We start from the raw sequence: 16,204 nt of genomic DNA on the forward strand, positions 1-16,204 counted from the left end.
AAACGACCAAGGCGGACCCACTGTCGCGGGCCCGCCTCGGCGAGCACGGGATGAGCTCCCCTACGGGATGAGTTCAGAGCAGCTCTGCGTGATGCAGTTGGTGCACACGGTCACGTTGCCGCGCTCCTCGGAGTCCTGGTCCTCGCCCTTGCCCGTGCCCACGAAGTCTTCCGGCCTCTCGGTGTAGGCCACCGGCTCGCACGAGCTGGAGATCGCATTGATGGAGAACCCGGCACCGCCGATGGCGGGCATGCCCGGGTAGTTGGCGTTGCCGAACGCCTGCCAGGAGAAGTCGTTGCCGGTCTCGGCGCGCTCGAAGTTGGCGACCTCGACCTTGGCCTCGCAGTGATCTCCGGCCTCCTCCTGACCGTCGCCCTGGTTCTCGGCCTTGATCGAGGCCCACAGGCCATCGGGAACGTCGACCACGATGTCCGCTGCGGTCTCGTCGCGGCTGTCGATCGCGAGGCGGCCGAACTCGCCGCCGCCCACCGCGATGCAGTCGCACTCGGGCGCCCACGCCGCGGGAACGTCGTTGCCCATGCCGTCATCGACCGTCCAGTTCTCGCACTTGTCGATCTGCTCCAGCGAGCACTTGGGCGCCGGGTTCACGTCACGCGCGAGCTGGGCCCACACCTTGCCGCTCTCGGTCTCGATGTTGGCGCTGGCGAACAGGTTGCTCACGCACACGTTGCCGCGGTTCAGGTAGTCCTCTTCCTCGATGTTGTCCTGGGTGACGATGTTGATCTTCTGCCGATAGTCGGGGGGCAGGGTCACCCGCAGGTCGGCGCCGGAGCGCTCGAGCTGGCTGAGGCCATCGAAGTACACGCGGACCTGGCAGGCGTTCTGCCAGCTGCCCGAGCAGTCGTCGGCCGGATCTTGATCCTGGGGCCGGCCGGTGGACGAGGCGAACGCCCACAGCGACAGGTCGTCGAAGTCGAGGTCGGCCGCCTCCTGGTTGGTGGAGAACGTGAAGCGCCGCATCTCCACCAGGATGCGATTGGGGGGCCCGTCGAAGGTGACGATGATGTCACCGCGGTTGGCGAAGTTGTCGCCATCCTCGCGTCCGCCCACCGTCATGTCGAAGATCGCCCGCGTGCCCTCGGCGTCGGTGTGCACGAAGTCGGCATCGACCTCGACCACCCAGCCATCGCGGAAGGGGCTGCGGTCGGCGATGCCGGGGGGCCCGTCGGGGCAGCCCGTGACGCCGATGGCGATGGCGGCCAGAGCAAGGCTGGGAACGACGGGCTTGGTGGCGAGGCGGCGCTTCATCGGGAGGGGCTCCATGCTCCTAATGGCCCGCAGCATACCCCTGCGGGCCCGGGCCCCGCAAACCTCGCGGGACGGATCGATGGCCCCGCCGAGCGGGGCCTCGTTTCCACCTGGCAGGGAGGACCATTGGTCCCACGGGGAGGGGCTTGACCCAGGCTCCCAGGCACGACATGCAAGAGCCCGCCATGACCAGCTCCGAGCCGCTTTCCACCCTCCAGGCGCCCCCTGCACAGTTCGATCTCCCGGGGTTGGAGGAGGGCATCCTGCAGCTCTGGGCCGAGCGCGACGTGGAGGGCCGTTCCCTACGAGAGGGCGCGGCGGCGGCCCGGGGGCGGAGCGACCGCCCGTCGTTCGCCTTCAACGACGGCCCGCCCTTTGCCACCGGGCTGCCGCACTATGGCCACCTGCTGCCCGGAACCATCAAGGACATCGTCCCGCGCTACCAGGCCATGTGCGGTTTCGCGGTGGAGCGACGCTTTGGCTGGGATTGCCACGGGCTGCCCATCGAGAGCCTGGTGGAGAGCGATCTCGGCGTGCACGGGCAAGCCGAGATCGAGGCCTACGGGATCGACCGCTTCAATGCCGCATGTCGGGCCGGCGTGCTCCGCTTCACCAAGGAGTGGGAAACCATGGTCCGCCGCACCGGGCGGTGGGTGGACTTCGAAAACGACTACAAGACCATGGACCCCTCCTTCATGGAGACGGTCTGGTGGGTGTTTCGGCGGCTTTGGGACGAAGGGTTGATCTACGAGGGATTTCGGGTCCAGCCGGTCTCACCGGCGCTGGGGACTCCGCTGTCGAACTTCGAGGTGGCCCAGGGGCCACAGGAGAAGGACCCCGTCACGCGCAAGGAAGGGCACAAGCGCATCGCCGATCCCAGCCTCACCGCGCGCTTCCGGCTCGAGGACGAGGACGCGAGCCTGTGGGCATGGACCACCACCCCCTGGACCCTGCCGAGCAACCTGGCCCTGGCCGTCCACCCCGATGTGACCTACGTGAAGGTGAGGCTCGTCGACACCGGGGAGATCGCCTATCTGGAGCCGGGTCGGCTGGCCGACTACCAGGCGCGCGGGCGCGTGGGCGCGACCGAGGAGCTGGCCCGCATGCCCGGCCGCGAGCTGGTGGGCCGTCCCTACGCGCCGCTCTTGCCGTTCTTCGAGCGCTATCGCGAGCGCGAGGACGGCAGCCGCTGGTCGTTCAAGGTGGTCGCGGCCGAGTACGTCACCGTCGACAGCGGCACCGGCATCGTCCACCAGGCCCCCGCCTTCGGCGAGGACGACTACCAGGTCGGCCAGCGCGAGGGCCTGCCCATGGTGCGCCCGATGGGCCTGACCGGCGTGTTCGACGACAGCGTCGGTGGATTCGCCGGCATGTTCGCCAAGGACGCCGACAAGGCGATCGTGGCCAGACTCAAGGCCGAGGGCAAGGTCGTCGACCACGACTCGATCGTCCACCCCTACCCGCACTGCTACCGCACCGACTCGCCGCTGCTCTACATGGCGCTGTCGACCTGGTTCATGAAGGTCGAGCCGCTGCGCGAGCGGCTGGTGCGGCACAACGAGGCGATCCACTGGGTGCCCGAGCACGTGGGCACCGGTCGCTTCGGCAACTGGCTGGCCGCGGCTCGCGACTGGAACCTGGCCCGCAGCCGCTTCTGGGGCACGCCGCTGCCGATCTGGCGCTGCGACGAGGACCCGAGCGACATGGTGTGCGTGGGCTCGATCGCACGGCTCGAGCAACTCGCGGGCATGGAGCCCGGCAGCATCACCGACCTGCACCGCGAGAACATCGACCCCATCACGTTCCCCTCGGCCAAGACCCCGGGCGGCACCATGCGGCGCGTGCCCGAGGTGTTCGACTGCTGGTTCGAGTCGGGCAGCATGCCCTACGCGCAGAGCCACTACCCGTTCGACCAGAGCAAGCGGCAGTACGTGGAGGAGCACCTGCCGGCCGACTTCATCGCCGAGGGGCTCGATCAGACGCGCGGCTGGTTCTACACCCTGCACGTGCTGGCGACCGCGCTGTTCGACCGGCCCGCGTTCGAGCACGTGATCGTCAACGGCCTGGTGCTGGCCGAGGACGGCAAGAAGATGAGCAAGCGGCTCAAGAACTATCCCGACCCGGCCGACGTGATCCGGCAGTACGGGGCGGATGCGCTGCGGGCCTACCTCGTCAACAGCGCGGCGGTGCGCGCCGAGCCCATGCGCTTCTCCGAGCGTGGGGTGCGGGACACGGTGCGCAAGATCGTGCTGCCGCTGTGGAACGCCTACAACTTCCTGGCCACCTATGCGCGGGCCGACGGGTGGTCACCGTCGTCCCAGACGCTCGGGCATCGGCCGAGCGCCGCGCTCGACCGCTGGATCCTCAGCCGGCTGCAGGCGTTCGTCGGGCAGATGCGGACCGAGCTCGATGCCTATGCGCTGTCGAACCTGGTGCCGTCGTTCTACGAGATCTGCGACGACCTCAACAACTGGTACATCCGTCGCGGACGGCGACGCTACTGGCGGGGCAAGGGCGAGGGCGACGCGAGCGACAAGGACGACGCCTACGCGACCCTGTTCCAGGTGCTCTCGACCATCACCCACGCGATCGCCCCGGTGATCCCGTTCTTCGCCGAGTGGATGTACCAGCGGCTGCACGTCGACACCGGCCTCGCGGGCGAGGGCGAGGACAGCGTGCACCTGATGCGCTATCCGCAGGTCGACGCCGGCCGGCGCGACGAGGCGCTCGAGCGCGACGTGAGCGCGGTGAGGCAGGTGGTCAACCTCGGCATGGCGATCCGCGAGCGCGAGAAGCTGGCCGTGCGGCGACCGCTGGCCACGATCACGGTGGCAAGCCCCGATCCCGAGGTGCGTCGCGCGGTGGAGACCGGGCGCGAGGATCTCCTGGGCGAGCTCAACGTCAAGGAGCTGCGCGTGCAGGAGGACGACCGAGGTCTGGTCGAGCTCTCGGCCAAGGCCAACTTCAAGACGCTGGGCAAGCGCCTGGGCAAGAAGATGAAGGCGGTCGCGGCCGCGGTGGCGGCGATGGATGCGGCGGCCCTGACGGCGTACCTGAAGGCCGGCAGCGTCGAGCTCGAGGGCGAGACGCTCGGTGAGGGCGACGTGCTCGTCGTGCGCGAGACGATCGGCGAGCAGGCCGCCGAGGCGGCCGAGGGGGTCACCGTGGTGCTCGACACCGCCCAGAGCGACGCGCTGCGGCGCGAGGGACTGGCGCGAGAGATCGTCAACCGCGTGCAGAACCTGAGGAAGAACAAGGGGCTCGAGGTCAGCGATCGGATCGAGCTTCGGCTGACGTGCCACGGTGAGCTCGCGGCCGTGGCCGGCGATCCGGAGCTGGCCGAGATGATCAAGGGCGAGACGCTGGCGACGGCGCTGACGGTGGTCGGCGATCCGGCCGGAGTCATCGACGCCGGCTTGGTCGACGAGGACGAGCGCTTCGAGATCGACGGCGAGACGCTGCGGGTTGCGGTCGCCAAGGACGCATAGACTCGACGTCGCTCATCGAACCAGGGGCTCGAGGTCGAGCACGAGACGACAGGGGGCTTCTGCGTGCAGACGCGCAAACCCGTGGTGCTCGTAGAAACGCGCCGCGGCTTCGTCGATCGCATCGGTCACGAGTACGCGAAATGCGACGGTCCCAATGCTCATGAGATCGAGCGTCAGCCCTACCGACTCTCGTAGGAGATAACGCCCGACTCCTTGCCCTTGGACGCGGCAGTCTATCGCGAGTCGAGCCAAGAGCACACCGGGTATGGGAAACTGCGGGAGCCGCTGCAAGGTGTCGATGCCACTCGCCGAGGCTCGCTCGATGGATGTGGTGGTGAGCGTAACAGTGGCTTGTGCCTGCGCTCGAGAGCCTCGATGCGAAGCGCCATGGGGTTCGCTCAACTCCACTTGGGATCGGGCGGTCGATGCTCGGGATCGACGAGCGACGCAAGCAACCTACGCAATGCGGGCGTAGGCGAGTACCCGCGGTCGAGCACTTCGGCCAAGCGACGCACTTGTTCGTCGTCGAGTTGGAGCCTGGTCATGAGTTGCTGGTTCGGGTCGGCCTCGAGTTGGTCGAGCACTTCCTGCGCTTCGATTGGTCGACCTGCCTCGGCCTGCCGAATCACCCAGGACGCCAGTGCCGCCAGCCTATGAAGCAGATCGGTCTCTTGATCCTCCCCGAGACCGAGGCGCTGCCGCAACTCGTCGAGCGCACGGTCCAAGCCGCTGTCGGTTTGTGCCATGAAGTGAGACATCGATTCGTCTGCGCCTCGAAGAGGAATCGTAGTCGAGATGCCCCGGCGACGTCTCCGCCGATCTGCGCACATCACGCAACTCCACTCACCACCCTTGTCAATACGAACGGTCGTGCTATCGTGCGTTCGTTGGCCAAGGGCGACGATACCCGCAGCTCGATCCTCGAGCAGGCGCTCGAGTTGTCGGCCGAGGTCGGCCTCGAGGGACTCACGGTGGGCACGCTGGCCAAGCGCGTGGGCATGTCCAAGAGCGGGCTCTATGCCCACTTCGAATCCAAGGAGGACATGCAGCGGCAGGTCCTCGACGCGGCGGCCTCGTACTTCGTGGATGCCGTGGTCTCGCCCGCGCTCAAACAACCGCGTGGGCTGCCGCGAGTCAGGGCCCTGTTCGAGCGCTGGATCGACTGGATCTCCTCCAACGAGCGCCGGGGCGGCTGCCTGTTCATCGGGTCGGCCACCGAGCTCGACGACCGCCCGGGCCCGGTCCGCGACACGCTCGTGGGGCACCTCCGCGACGTGACCGGCACCATCGCTCGCGCCGCCGCGATCGCGATCGAAGAGGGCCACTTTCGCGATGATCTCGACCTCGACCAATTCGCATTCGAGGTGTGGGGCATCCTGCTGACCCACCATCACTTCGAACGGCTCATGGGCAACCGCGACGCTCGCAAGCGGGCCAGCGTCGCCTTCGCCGCCCTGGTTCGCCGCGCCACCCCGGCGTAGCCGCCCGGGTCCGGACCGGCCCGTCCCTCGTCGTACCCGCCTGGGAGCACTCTCGCCATGTCAGAAAAAAGCACGATCGTTCGTTTTATTCAATCCCTCGCACCCACGGCCTCGGCCCTGGCGCCCACCCTGGCGAGCCGGTGGCTCGAGCGCCTGTTCCTCACCCCGATGCGCCACCGTCCGCCCGCCCGCGAGCAGGCCTGGATGGCATCGGCGCGGCGGACCACGGTGCGCTTCGATGCCACGCGCGCGCTGCCGATCTTCGAATGGTCGCCCCCGACCGCCGATGAAGGGACGCCCCTCGTGCTGCTCGTGCACGGCTGGTCCGGTCGGGGCAGTCAGCTCGGTGCCCTCGTGGCGCCGCTGCTCGAGCGCGGCTACCGGGTCGCGGCCTTCGACGGCCCCGCGCACGGTGATGCCGACGGACGCCGCTCGGCGCTGCCCGAGCTCGCCATTGCCGTCGAGCGCGTCATCGACGTGCTGGGCCCGGTGCACGCGATCATCGCCCACTCGATGGGCGCCGCTGCCACCACCATCGCGCTCTCGCGAGGCGTGCACGTCGAGCGGGCGATCTACCTCGCCCCGCCCGAGCACCTCGGCGGCTATCTCTACCGCCTGGCCAAGCAGCTCGGCTTCACCACCGACGTGGTCCTGAGCGTGCAGCGACGCATCGAGCGGCGCTACGGCGCTCCGTTCGACGAGCTGCGCGGCTCGACCCTCGCCCCGCGCATGCGGGTGCCGCTGCTCGTCGTGCACGACCAGGAGGATCGCGAGGTCCCGTTCGACGAAGGCGAGTACATCGTGAGCCGCTGGCCGGGGGCGGCCCTCGTGGCCACCCGGGGGCTCGGGCACCGCCGGATCGTGCGAGACCCCGAGGTCCTGCGAACCGTGGTGGGGTTCGTGGGGGAGCTCCGCCCCGCCGCGCACGTGCCTGCGATCGGCATCGGACCCAACGCCGCGGCGTGACGATCAGAACGTGATCTCGGCCAGCTTCCGCACGCGCTCCTTCTTGGGCTTGCAGCGGATGTTCCGCAGGTGGGGGTCGGGGTCGAAGGTCACCTCCGTGATCTGCTGGATCAGCACCGTACCCGGCTTGGGCACCCGCGCCGCGGGCACGTCGATGTACCGGCACACGCCAAAGGAGCTCGAGAAGCTGCCCGTGCCCTGCCATAGCACCCGAGGGGCCGTGGTGGGGCCGCCCACGTGGATCACGGTGGAGAGCATGTCGCGCGAGAATTCGTCCTCACCCATGGCACAAAACGCCTGGGCAAACACCAACGGCGAGGGCTCACCGGCGACGGGCTCCACCACGGCCTCGGTGACGTCGCAGTAGTCGAACGCGGTGGAGAACGTGATGAGGCCCTCGCCCGTGGTGGCACCATCGATGGAGACGACCAGCGAGACCTTGGGCGGTACGTAGCCCTCGTCGGTGTCCTCGGTCGGTGCGGGAGGCTGCTCCTGCTCGTCGGTCCACACCTTCACCGCCCGACCGGCCACGCGCACGCGGGTGCGGCTGAACACCTTCGTGTCGGCGAGGTCGGGCGGCTCGACCTTCGCCTCCGCCTTTGCTTCCACCTCCGGCGTCGCGACCGACTCGTCCTGCGCTCTCGCCTTCGCCTCCACCTTCGGCGCCGCGACCGGCTCGACCTTCGTCTCCGCCTTCGCCTCCACCTCCGGCGTCGCGACCGGCTCGTCCCTCGCCTCGGCGTCCGCCTCCACGTACCGAGACGACGACTCTCCACCTCGGCAACCGCAGAGCACCACGAGCCATGCGACTGCCGAGGCGCGCACGAGCATGCGCCGACCGTTCACCCACCCACGTGCGGTGCTCACGTCGACCATGGTAGCGCCCAGTCGCACCTCCGCGCTGCCGATCGTGCGACCATCGTGGTGGCCATGCCCTCCGTGTCCTCGCTCGACGCGCTGTTCCAGCAGGCCCGCCCGCCTGCCCGCAGCCTCGAGATCGACCAGGTGGTCGGTGCGCTGCACCAGCGCTTCGGCAGCCTCGACCCGGCCCCGGTGAGCATCGGTCGCTACCAGGTGGCCGGGCGCCTGGGCGCGGGGGGCCTGGGCATCGTCTACCGTGCCTTCGATCCGGTGCTCTCGCGCTTCGTGGCGATCAAGGTGCTCAAGGGCGGTCGCGAGCCCGCCGAGCACGACGTGAGGTTGCTTCGCGAGGCCCAGGTGCTCGCCCGCATCCAGCACCCGCACGTGGTCGAGGTGTTCGACGTGGGCTTCTTCGAGGACCGAGGTCTGGCGCTGCCAGGCGAGGACATCGAGGTGCCGGGCCCGACGCGCTTCTTCGTGGCCATGGAGCTGGTGGAAGGCACCGACCTGCGCGGGTGGCTCGAGCCTGGGCGCTCGCTCGGCGAGATCCTCGGGGCGTTCGTGGCCGCCGCCGAGGGCCTGCACGCCGCCCACCAGGCGGGGCTGCTCCACCGCGACTTCAAGCCGGGCAACGTGCTGATGGGCCAGGACGGAGCGGTGAAGGTGGCCGACTTCGGACTGGCTGCCGTCACCCAGGAGCTGCGTGCCGAGCTCGACACGCAGGGCCTGGTGAGGACCGACGCGACCCTGTCGTGGCGACCCGGCGGCACGCTGCACTACATGGCGCCCGAGCAGCAGCGCGGTGAGCCGCTCACCCCACGCAGCGATCAGTTCGGGTTCTGCGTGTCGCTCTACGAGGCGATCTACGGGGGCGAGCGCCCCTACGACGGTTCCGACCGGCACGCGATCCTGGTGGCCAAGGAGCGAGGGCCGACGCTGCCGAGGACCGCGCGGATTCCCACCGCGCTGCGGCGGGTGCTGGCACGCGGCCTGGCGCCACGCGCCGAGGATCGCTTCGAGAGCATGGTCGAGCTGCGGCAGGCGCTCGTACGGATTCGCCGGGGCACCCGGCGGCCCTGGTGGATCGCCGCGGGGCTCGTGATGGCCGGTGGCACGGCCGCGGCCCTGATGGTCGACGTGACCCCGCCGCCAGTCGCACCCGCATGCGCCACCCCGCCGCTGCCGCTGCTCGCTGGCCCCACGGCCACCACCCCGGCGGTCGAAGCAGTGCTCCGCGGCAGCCCGCCCCTGGCCCATGCGTGGCCCCAGCTCGCGCGCGCGCTCGATGCCTACGCGGCCGAGCTGCGCTCGCGCTGGGACGATGCCTGCAGCCTGCCCCCGGACGACCGCATGCGCGTGCAGCGATGCCTCGAGCAGGGCGGCCGCAGTGTGCAGGAGCTGCGAGCGCTCCTCACCGCGGGCGACCGCGAGGCGCTGGCCCAGGGATGGTCGCTCGTCCGCGAGCTGCCCGACGTGCAGACGTGCCTGCCCGAGCACGTGGGAGCGCTGGATGGAGAGGTCGAAGCAGCGCTGGCCCACGCGCGCATGCTGGTGGCCGCAGGCCGCCTCGGCCTCGCACGCCAGGGGCTCGAGTCGCTCCTGGCCGAGCTCGAGGGATCCGCACACGCGCTGGCGCGACGACAGGTGGACATCGAGCTGGCCGAGCTCTCCTCGATCGAAGGACAGCTCGAGCCGGCCCAGCAGAGCCTCGAGCGGATCTACTTCGAATCGGTGGCCGACGGCGACACGCTGGGCGCCAGCCGGGCCGCGGTGTGGCTGGTGATCCAGGGCTATCGCGCGGGCAACGTGAACGAGGCACGCCAGTGGGGCCGAGCCGCGCGAACCCAGCTCGAGCGCGTGCAGCCGCGCCGCTTCGATCTCGAGGCGATCCTCGACAACAACCTGGCGCTCGTCCACTTGATCGCTGGCGAGCTGCCGGCCGCCCTCACCACCAGCCGGCAGGCGCTCGTGCACGCATCGGCCCCGGGGGTTCCACACAGCGTGCTGCGCTCGGTGCAGCAGGTCCACGCCGAGCTGCTCATGCTCAACGGTCGCCCCGCCGAGGCGCTGGCGATCCACCGCGACGAGCTGCACACCGACGGCGAGGCACCACGGCGCGACCCGCTGTCGCTGGTCATCGACCTCCAGAGCATGGGCAACGCGTTGATGACCCTGCACGACGTCGATGCCGCCCACGATGCATACCGCGACGCGCTGGAGCTGGGGCGAGCGCTCTTGGGGCCCGAGCATCCGGACACGGCGGCGGCCTGCATCAGCTTGGCATGGGCCGAAGGCGACCGAGGCCAGCCCGAGCACGGGCGAGAGCTCCTCGGGCCGTGCCTCGAGCAGCTGGTGAACAACGTGGGCGAGGATCACCCCCACGCCGCGATCGCACGCGGAATGGAGGCACGCCTGGCCCGACAGCAAGGGCAGCTCGAGACCTCGCGGCGCTTGCTCGAGCGCACGGTGACCAGCCTCGAGCAGAGCCTCGGCCCCACGCACTACACGGTGGGCGACGCGCTCCACGAGCTGGGGCTCACCCTCGCCGCCGCTGGCGATGCCGGTGCCCTCGCCACGCTCGAGCGTGCGCTCGAGGTTCGACGCGCCGCCCTCCCCGAGGGCCACGTGTACATCGCGGAGACCCAGGCCGAGCTCGCCCGCCTGCATGCCGCAGCGAGGCGGCGCGATCCGGCGCGGGTGCTGCTCGAGGACGCGATCGCCGGATTCGAAGCGCGGCAGCTCGCTCCCGCCTATGTCGAGGGCTGGCGCGCCGAGCTTCGTGCGCTCGACCAGCCGCCCGCTCGGGCCGCTCGGACCGAGCCCGCCCCCACCGCACCGGAGGATCGCGTGCCATGACCTGGGACCCCTCCACCTCCGACGCCGAGCTGCTGCAGGCCTGGCGCCGCGGCGACAAGACGGCCGCCGACGCGCTCATCACCCGCCATGGCCCGCGCCTCTACAACTTCTTTGCCAGCAAGGTGGGCCGCAGCGCCGACGACCTGTGCCAGCAGACCCTGCAGGAGTGCGTGGAGGCCCACGAGCGCATCGAGGAAAACGGCGGTCGCCACAGCTTCCGCAGCTTCCTGTTCGCGGTGGCGCGCCGACGTCTGCTCGACCACTACCGTGGCTCGGAGCTCGAGGGTCAGCGCATCGACCCGCTCGAGCACTCGGTGGCCGACCTCGAGCCCGGGGTGAGCGAGGCGATCGCCGCCCGCGAGCAGCAGCGCCGGCTTGGGCTCGCGCTGCGGCGCCTGCCCGTGGACTTCCAGATCGCGCTCGAGCTGCTCCACTGGGAAGGCTTGACGGTGGCCGAGATCAGCCGGGTGGTCGAAGCGCCCGAGGGGACGCTCGAGGCGCGGCTGTCCCGGGCGCGCAAGAAGCTCGAGACGCTGCTGCACGCCGAGCCCTCGCTGGCCGAGGCCACCGTGGAGGGGCTGCTGACCGAGGACGATCGCGGGCCGGAGTGACGGCCCAACCTTCGTCGAGAGGCCGTCTCGCTACTCGCTGGCCAGGGCCATCATCGTGGTCAGCACCCCCGGCACCGCATCGCCGGCGATCTGGAGCTTGGTGCTGACCACCGTGCCCTCGCCCTCGATCTTCAGCCCCTCGAGCAGATCCGCGGGCAGCCCCGCCTCGGGAAGGCTCGGGCCGATCTCCTCCATCATCGCCGGGAGCGCCTCCTCGAACGCTCCGGCCTGCTCCGCGTCGGTGAACCCGAGATCCACGTCGATCCCGATCCCCGACGCCAGGTCCAGCGCCGCCACCACCGAGCGGATCGCCGTTGCCCCCGGCACGTCGCCCAGGTCGGCCACGTCGCTCTCGTCGAGCGTGGCCGCCACCCACAGGTGGGCCCCGGCATCCATCCCTGCCATCGCCTTGGCCAGCGGCGAGTCGGAGTTGCGCGAGGCCGGCTGCTCGATCGCGGCGAACACCTTGTCCTCCCACGGCCCGTCGACCATCGCGATCGCGTCCTTGTTGAGGATGATGAGGTAGCCGCCCCCTTCCTGCGGAGTGATGCGCACGTCGCCGCGGGTCTCGAACAAGATGATCCCGCCCTTCTCGCCGTCGGCCTCGCGCATCGCGTCCTCGATGCAGCGCACCACGCTCTCGTCACCGATCCCCGGCGACTGCACCACCCCGAAGATCTTGTCGTCGGCGTCCATCTGGGTCGCGACGAAGCCGCGCAGCGCGCTCAGATCGGTCACGCACTTGCTCGTGGCATCCATGGCCGACGACATGTCGTGATCGCTGCGCATCGCGGTGCCGAGCATCGGACCCAGCGGCGACTGCCGCACGGGATCGAGCGAAAAGCCCATCACCACGTCGGCATCACCGGGCACGAGCAGCCTGGGATCGACGTCGGTGCCCTTGGCCTCCTTGCAGCCGAGCGGGGCCAGACAGAGCAGCGACAGCAGCGGCACGGACGACACGAGCGAAGAGCGCACCATCGCGGCACGGTATCACGCAGGCGGAGGCCGCGGGGTGGGCCCTGGCTCAAAATCTCGGGCTCTTGGAGGTGCGGCGCCCCCCGAGTGCGCGCTTTGGTATCCTGGCGTTGCCGTGAAGCAGTGCACCGGATGCGACCGTCACCTGTTCGGCGAGGAGCCGAGCTGTCCCTTCTGTGGCACCGAGCAGCATAGTGCTCCGGCCCCCGTGGCCTCCCCGGCAAGCGGCACCACCTCGCGGCTCGCGTCGGTCACCCTGGCCCTGGGCCTGTGCGTGGCAGCGTGCGGACCCTCGGCCGAGACCGACACCACCAACGCCAGCTCGACCGGTGACACGGGGCTCACGACCACGAGCACGAGCACCACGACCGCCGGCATCACCACCGACGACGGCCCCTCGACGACCACCATCGCCTCGACCACGGCCGGGGTCGACTCGAGCGACGATGGGCCCGCCTCGTTCTACGCGGTTCGTCCCGACGGCCCCGTGGGTCCCCCCGAGTGCGACCTCTTCGCCCAGGACTGCCCCCAGGGCGACAAGTGCATGCCGTGGGCGAACGACGGCGGCAACAGCTGGAATGCCACCCGCTGCTCGCCGATCGCCGACAACCCCGGGGAAGACGACGACCCCTGCACGGTCGAGGGTAGCCCCACCAGCGGGATCGACGACTGCGACCTGGGGCTGATGTGCTTCGACGTGGATGTGGAGACCAACCAGGGCACCTGCACCCCGCTGTGCGGAGGCACGCCGATGGACCCCACGTGCCCTCAGCCCGAGCAGTTCTGTGCGATCTCGGGCGATGGCGTGCTCTCGCTGTGCCTCGACTCCTGCAATCCGCTCATGCCCGCCTGCGACGTGGGCGACGGATGCTATCCCCACCCCAGCACCGGGATCTTCTTCTGCGCGCCATCCGTCGGCGCGGCGGTCTACGGCGAGGCGTGCTCGTTCATCAACGACTGTGCCCCCGACCACGTGTGCCTCGACGCGAGCGCCTTCCCCGACTGCATGGGCGCGGGCTGCTGCTCGGAGTACTGCGACGTGACCGCCCCCGAGACCTGCCCCGAGGCCATGGCCGGAGCCACCTGCCAGACGTGGTACGAGACCGGCTCGGCCCCGCCCGGCCTCGAGAACGTGGGTGTGTGCGCGCTGCCGTCCGCGTGACGAATCGACACCGCGCGTCCGGGTGGTCTACGATCGCACCATCATGAAGCAGTGCCCTTCATGCGATCGCCACTTGTTCGGTGAGGAGCCGGAGTGCCCGTTCTGCGGCACCGCGCAGCGTTGCACCACGGCTACCCTCACGAACGGCCCCGTGAGCGCGATGCTCGCCTCGGTCACCCTGGCGTTGGGCCTTGGCGTGGCCGCTTGCGGCCCGAGCATCGCCGTGGAGACCGACGCCAGCTCCAGCGGTGACGTCACCACGACCTCCACATCGACCACCTCCACATCGACCACCTCCACATCGACCACCCTCACCACCAACATCACCGTCGACGACGGGCCCTCGGTGACCAGCATCGCCTCGACCACGGCCGAGAGCGACAGCAACGACGACTGTCCGGTCGCATTCTACGGGGCGTGCCCTCCCGATACGGGCGCCGTGTTCGAGTGCGACCTATTCGCCCAGGACTGCCGGCCGGGCGAGAAGTGCGTTCCGTGGTCGTATGACGGCGGTGGATGGGACGGTACCAACTGCATCCCGGTTGCCAGCGATCCCGGCGCCGCAGGCGACGCGTGCACCATGCAGGACGGGTTCGACGACTGCGACGTGGGCCTGCTTTGCTGGGTCACCGATCTCGAGACCAACCAGTGGACGTGCCACAGCCAATGCGGCGGATCGCTGCGGGCGCCCACCTGCCCCGAGCCAGCGCAGATCTGCTCGATCACGGACGACGGCCTGCTGAACCTCTGCCTCCAAGCATGTGACCCCTTGCTCGGCGATTGCCCCGGGGGCGCCGGTTGCTATCCCACGAACTCGCAGAGCGACTTCGTGTGCATGTGGACCGGCGTCGAGGGGGTCTACGGCGAATCCTGCGAGTACATCAACGGCTGCTCGGCGGGCCACGCGTGCATCGACGGCAGCGTCTTTCCCGCCTGCGAAGACTTCGCCTGCTGCACCCCGTACTGCGACGCATCGCTGGCCGAGCCATGCCCCGAGGCCGAGCTCGGGGTGGTGTGCATGCCGTGGTTCGAGGGCATGGCCCCGCCGGACCACGAGAACGTGGGCGCGTGCGTGCTGCCGCCCGCTTGAGCCGCCATGAGCCGCCTCCAGGACATTCGCCGTCGCCTCCCCGTGGTCGACCTCCCGCCCGCCGACACCCGGCGGTTGCGCGACCCGAAGCCCGGCGAGGTCCCCGTGCCGCGCCTCGCCGTGTGGGAGCTGACCCTCGCCTGCGATCAAAAGTGCATCCACTGCGGCTCGCGGGCGGGACCGGCCCGGCCCGGCGAGCTCACCACCGAGGAATGCCTCGACCTGGTCCGCCAGCTCCGCGAGCTCGGCGTGGGCGAGGTGACCGTGGTGGGCGGCGAGGCCTACCTGCGCAACGACTTCATCCTGGTGATCCGGGCGATCCGCATGGCCGGCATGTCGTGCACGATGACCACCGGCGGCCGCAACCTCACGCCCGCGCGCGCCGAGGCGATGGTGGCGGCGGGAGTCAGCAGCGTGGGCGTGTCGATCGACGGCATGAAGGAGGCCCACGATCGCCTGCGCGGCGTGCCCGGCAGCTGGGACACGGCCTTCGGCGCCATCGCCAACCTGCGTGCGGCCGGAGCCAAGGTCAGCGTCAACACCCAGATCAACCGCCTCACCATGGCCGACCTCCCGCAGCTCCTGCCGCGCCTCCACGCAGCCGGCATCCGCGGCTGGCAGCTGCAGATCACCGCGCCGTTCGGCAACGCGGGCGATCACCCCGAGATCCTCTTGCAGCCCTACATGTTGCTCGAGGTGTTCGAGATGCTCGATCGTCTCGTCGAAGAGACCACCCGTCTCGGCGTGATGATCTGGCCCGCCAACAACCTCGGCTACTTCGGCCCGCTCGAGGCCAAGCTGCGCCGGGTACAAAAGCGTGGCGCCCACTACAAGGGCTGCAGCGCGGGCCGCTTCGTGCTCGGCATCGAGGCCAACGGTGACATCAAGGGCTGTCCCAGCCTGGGCGGCGCCGCCAACGTGGGCGGCAACATCCGGGAGCACTCGCTGCGCGAGATCTGGGAGCGCACCGACCAGCTCGCCTACACCCGCGAGCGCACCGAGGCCGATCTGTGGGGCTACTGCGGGCAGTGCTACTACCGCTCGGTGTGCCGAGCCGGCTGCACCGCCACCGCCGAGCCGCTCATGGGACGCCCGGGCAACAACCCGTTCTGCCACCATCGCGCGCAGCAGATGCAGGCGATGGGCATGCGCGAGCGCATCGAGCTGGTGCGCAAGGGGCCCGGCGTGCCCTTCGATCACGGGCTCTATCGGATCATCCGCGAGCCCGTGGACCCGCACGAGCGCGAGCGTACGGGACCGGTGCAGGTCGACGAACCCCGGACCTCTCGGGAGCTCGAGCCGCTGGGTCCGGGGCGCCCGCTGGAGCTCGCAACGCACGAGTAGCACCCACGCTGGCTGGCCCGTCTCTGACACTTCGATGAAGGCTCGGGTGGGAGGATGTACGATCACCCTCCCGCCACTGGAACGACACAGCCATGAGA

At 69.9% G+C, this 16,204-nt stretch carries 13 protein-coding genes; 8 read left to right on the plus strand and 5 right to left on the minus strand.

The features are described 5' to 3' along the window. Positions 1-60: 60 nt before the first annotated feature. The gene (locus OEB96_RS07295; protein ID WP_266214736.1) at positions 61-1,269 is read right to left on the minus strand and encodes a hypothetical protein; all 1,209 of its coding nucleotides are present in this window, start codon (positions 1,267-1,269) and stop codon (positions 61-63) included. A gap of 185 nt (positions 1,270-1,454) precedes the next feature. Here OEB96_RS07295 and ileS point away from each other — a divergent pair, with 185 nt between their 5' ends. Next, on the plus strand, positions 1,455-4,757 hold the full coding sequence (gene ileS / locus OEB96_RS07300; protein WP_266214737.1) for an isoleucine--tRNA ligase: 3,303 nt from the start codon (positions 1,455-1,457) through the stop codon (positions 4,755-4,757). A gap of 12 nt (positions 4,758-4,769) precedes the next feature. On the opposite strand, the gene OEB96_RS46415 is transcribed toward ileS, so the two are convergent. Then, the gene (locus tag OEB96_RS46415) at positions 4,770-5,165 is read right to left on the minus strand and encodes a GNAT family N-acetyltransferase (RefSeq protein ID WP_323137349.1); all 396 of its coding nucleotides are present in this window, start codon (positions 5,163-5,165) and stop codon (positions 4,770-4,772) included. Then, positions 5,156-5,503, minus strand: coding sequence for a hypothetical protein (locus OEB96_RS07310; protein WP_266214738.1), 348 nt, complete (start codon positions 5,501-5,503; stop codon positions 5,156-5,158). The genes OEB96_RS46415 and OEB96_RS07310 overlap by 10 nt, the downstream gene beginning before the upstream one ends. 132 nt (positions 5,504-5,635) lie before the next feature. Here OEB96_RS07310 and OEB96_RS07315 point away from each other — a divergent pair, with 132 nt between their 5' ends. Beyond that, on the plus strand, positions 5,636-6,238 hold the full coding sequence (locus OEB96_RS07315; RefSeq protein WP_266214739.1) for a TetR/AcrR family transcriptional regulator: 603 nt from the start codon (positions 5,636-5,638) through the stop codon (positions 6,236-6,238). Positions 6,239-6,295: 57 nt separating this feature from the next. Then, entirely contained in the window at positions 6,296-7,204 is a 909-nt protein-coding gene (locus OEB96_RS07320) for an alpha/beta hydrolase (protein WP_266214740.1), read from the plus strand. 3 nt (positions 7,205-7,207) lie between these two features. On the opposite strand, the gene OEB96_RS07325 is transcribed toward OEB96_RS07320, so the two are convergent. After that, positions 7,208-8,071: a hypothetical protein gene (locus tag OEB96_RS07325; protein WP_266214741.1), complete on the minus strand. Its 864-nt coding sequence runs from the start codon at positions 8,069-8,071 to the stop codon at positions 7,208-7,210. 63 nt (positions 8,072-8,134) lie between these two features. On the opposite strand from OEB96_RS07325, the gene OEB96_RS07330 reads away from it, so the two are divergent. Both OEB96_RS07330 and OEB96_RS07335 read left to right on the plus strand, forming a co-directional pair. Continuing rightward, positions 8,135-10,921 carry a serine/threonine-protein kinase gene (locus tag OEB96_RS07330; protein ID WP_266214742.1) on the plus strand — a complete coding sequence of 929 codons (2,787 nt, stop codon included), beginning with the start codon at positions 8,135-8,137 and terminating at the stop codon, positions 10,919-10,921. After that, the gene (locus tag OEB96_RS07335) at positions 10,918-11,532 is read left to right on the plus strand and encodes an RNA polymerase sigma factor (RefSeq protein ID WP_266214743.1); all 615 of its coding nucleotides are present in this window, start codon (positions 10,918-10,920) and stop codon (positions 11,530-11,532) included. Before OEB96_RS07330 ends, OEB96_RS07335 begins: the two co-directional genes overlap by 4 nt. Before the next feature lie 30 nt (positions 11,533-11,562). Here OEB96_RS07335 and OEB96_RS07340 read toward each other — a convergent pair whose 3' ends face one another. Beyond that, entirely contained in the window at positions 11,563-12,513 is a 951-nt protein-coding gene (locus OEB96_RS07340) for a hypothetical protein (RefSeq protein WP_266214744.1), read from the minus strand. 112 nt (positions 12,514-12,625) lie between these two features. Between OEB96_RS07340 and OEB96_RS07345 the strand changes: the two genes are divergently transcribed. The 3 genes from OEB96_RS07345 to OEB96_RS07355 are packed head-to-tail and all read left to right on the plus strand — an operon-like array spanning position 12,626 to position 16,106. Continuing rightward, the gene (locus OEB96_RS07345; RefSeq protein ID WP_266214745.1) at positions 12,626-13,672 is read left to right on the plus strand and encodes a hypothetical protein; all 1,047 of its coding nucleotides are present in this window, start codon (positions 12,626-12,628) and stop codon (positions 13,670-13,672) included. Between the two features lie 43 nt (positions 13,673-13,715). Further along, positions 13,716-14,762, plus strand: a complete 1,047-nt coding sequence (locus OEB96_RS07350) for a hypothetical protein (protein ID WP_266214746.1) — start codon at positions 13,716-13,718, stop codon at positions 14,760-14,762. Positions 14,763-14,768: 6 nt separating this feature from the next. Next, positions 14,769-16,106: a radical SAM/SPASM domain-containing protein gene (locus OEB96_RS07355; protein WP_266214747.1), complete on the plus strand. Its 1,338-nt coding sequence runs from the start codon at positions 14,769-14,771 to the stop codon at positions 16,104-16,106. Positions 16,107-16,204 lie beyond the last annotated feature (98 nt).

Source organism: Paraliomyxa miuraensis, assembly GCF_026337845.1.
GTDB classification, from domain to species: Bacteria; Myxococcota_A; Polyangia; order Nannocystales; family Nannocystaceae; genus Paraliomyxa; species Paraliomyxa miuraensis.

What these genes read in the sequence shown, in the direction of transcription:
- OEB96_RS07335 (WP_266214743.1), top strand. Translation starts at nt 10,918, where the DNA reads ATGACCTGGGACCCCTCCACCTCCGACGCCGAGCTGCTGCAGGCCTGG.
- OEB96_RS07310 (WP_266214738.1), bottom strand. Translation starts at nt 5,503, where the DNA reads ATGGCACAAACCGACAGCGGCTTGGACCGTGCGCTCGACGAGTTGCGG.
- OEB96_RS07340 (WP_266214744.1), bottom strand. Translation starts at nt 12,513, where the DNA reads ATGGTGCGCTCTTCGCTCGTGTCGTCCGTGCCGCTGCTGTCGCTGCTC.
- OEB96_RS07350 (WP_266214746.1), top strand. Translation starts at nt 13,716, where the DNA reads ATGAAGCAGTGCCCTTCATGCGATCGCCACTTGTTCGGTGAGGAGCCG.
- ileS (WP_266214737.1), top strand. Translation starts at nt 1,455, where the DNA reads ATGACCAGCTCCGAGCCGCTTTCCACCCTCCAGGCGCCCCCTGCACAG.
- OEB96_RS07330 (WP_266214742.1), top strand. Translation starts at nt 8,135, where the DNA reads ATGCCCTCCGTGTCCTCGCTCGACGCGCTGTTCCAGCAGGCCCGCCCG.
- OEB96_RS07320 (WP_266214740.1), top strand. Translation starts at nt 6,296, where the DNA reads ATGTCAGAAAAAAGCACGATCGTTCGTTTTATTCAATCCCTCGCACCC.
- OEB96_RS07355 (WP_266214747.1), top strand. Translation starts at nt 14,769, where the DNA reads ATGAGCCGCCTCCAGGACATTCGCCGTCGCCTCCCCGTGGTCGACCTC.
- OEB96_RS07295 (WP_266214736.1), bottom strand. Translation starts at nt 1,269, where the DNA reads ATGAAGCGCCGCCTCGCCACCAAGCCCGTCGTTCCCAGCCTTGCTCTG.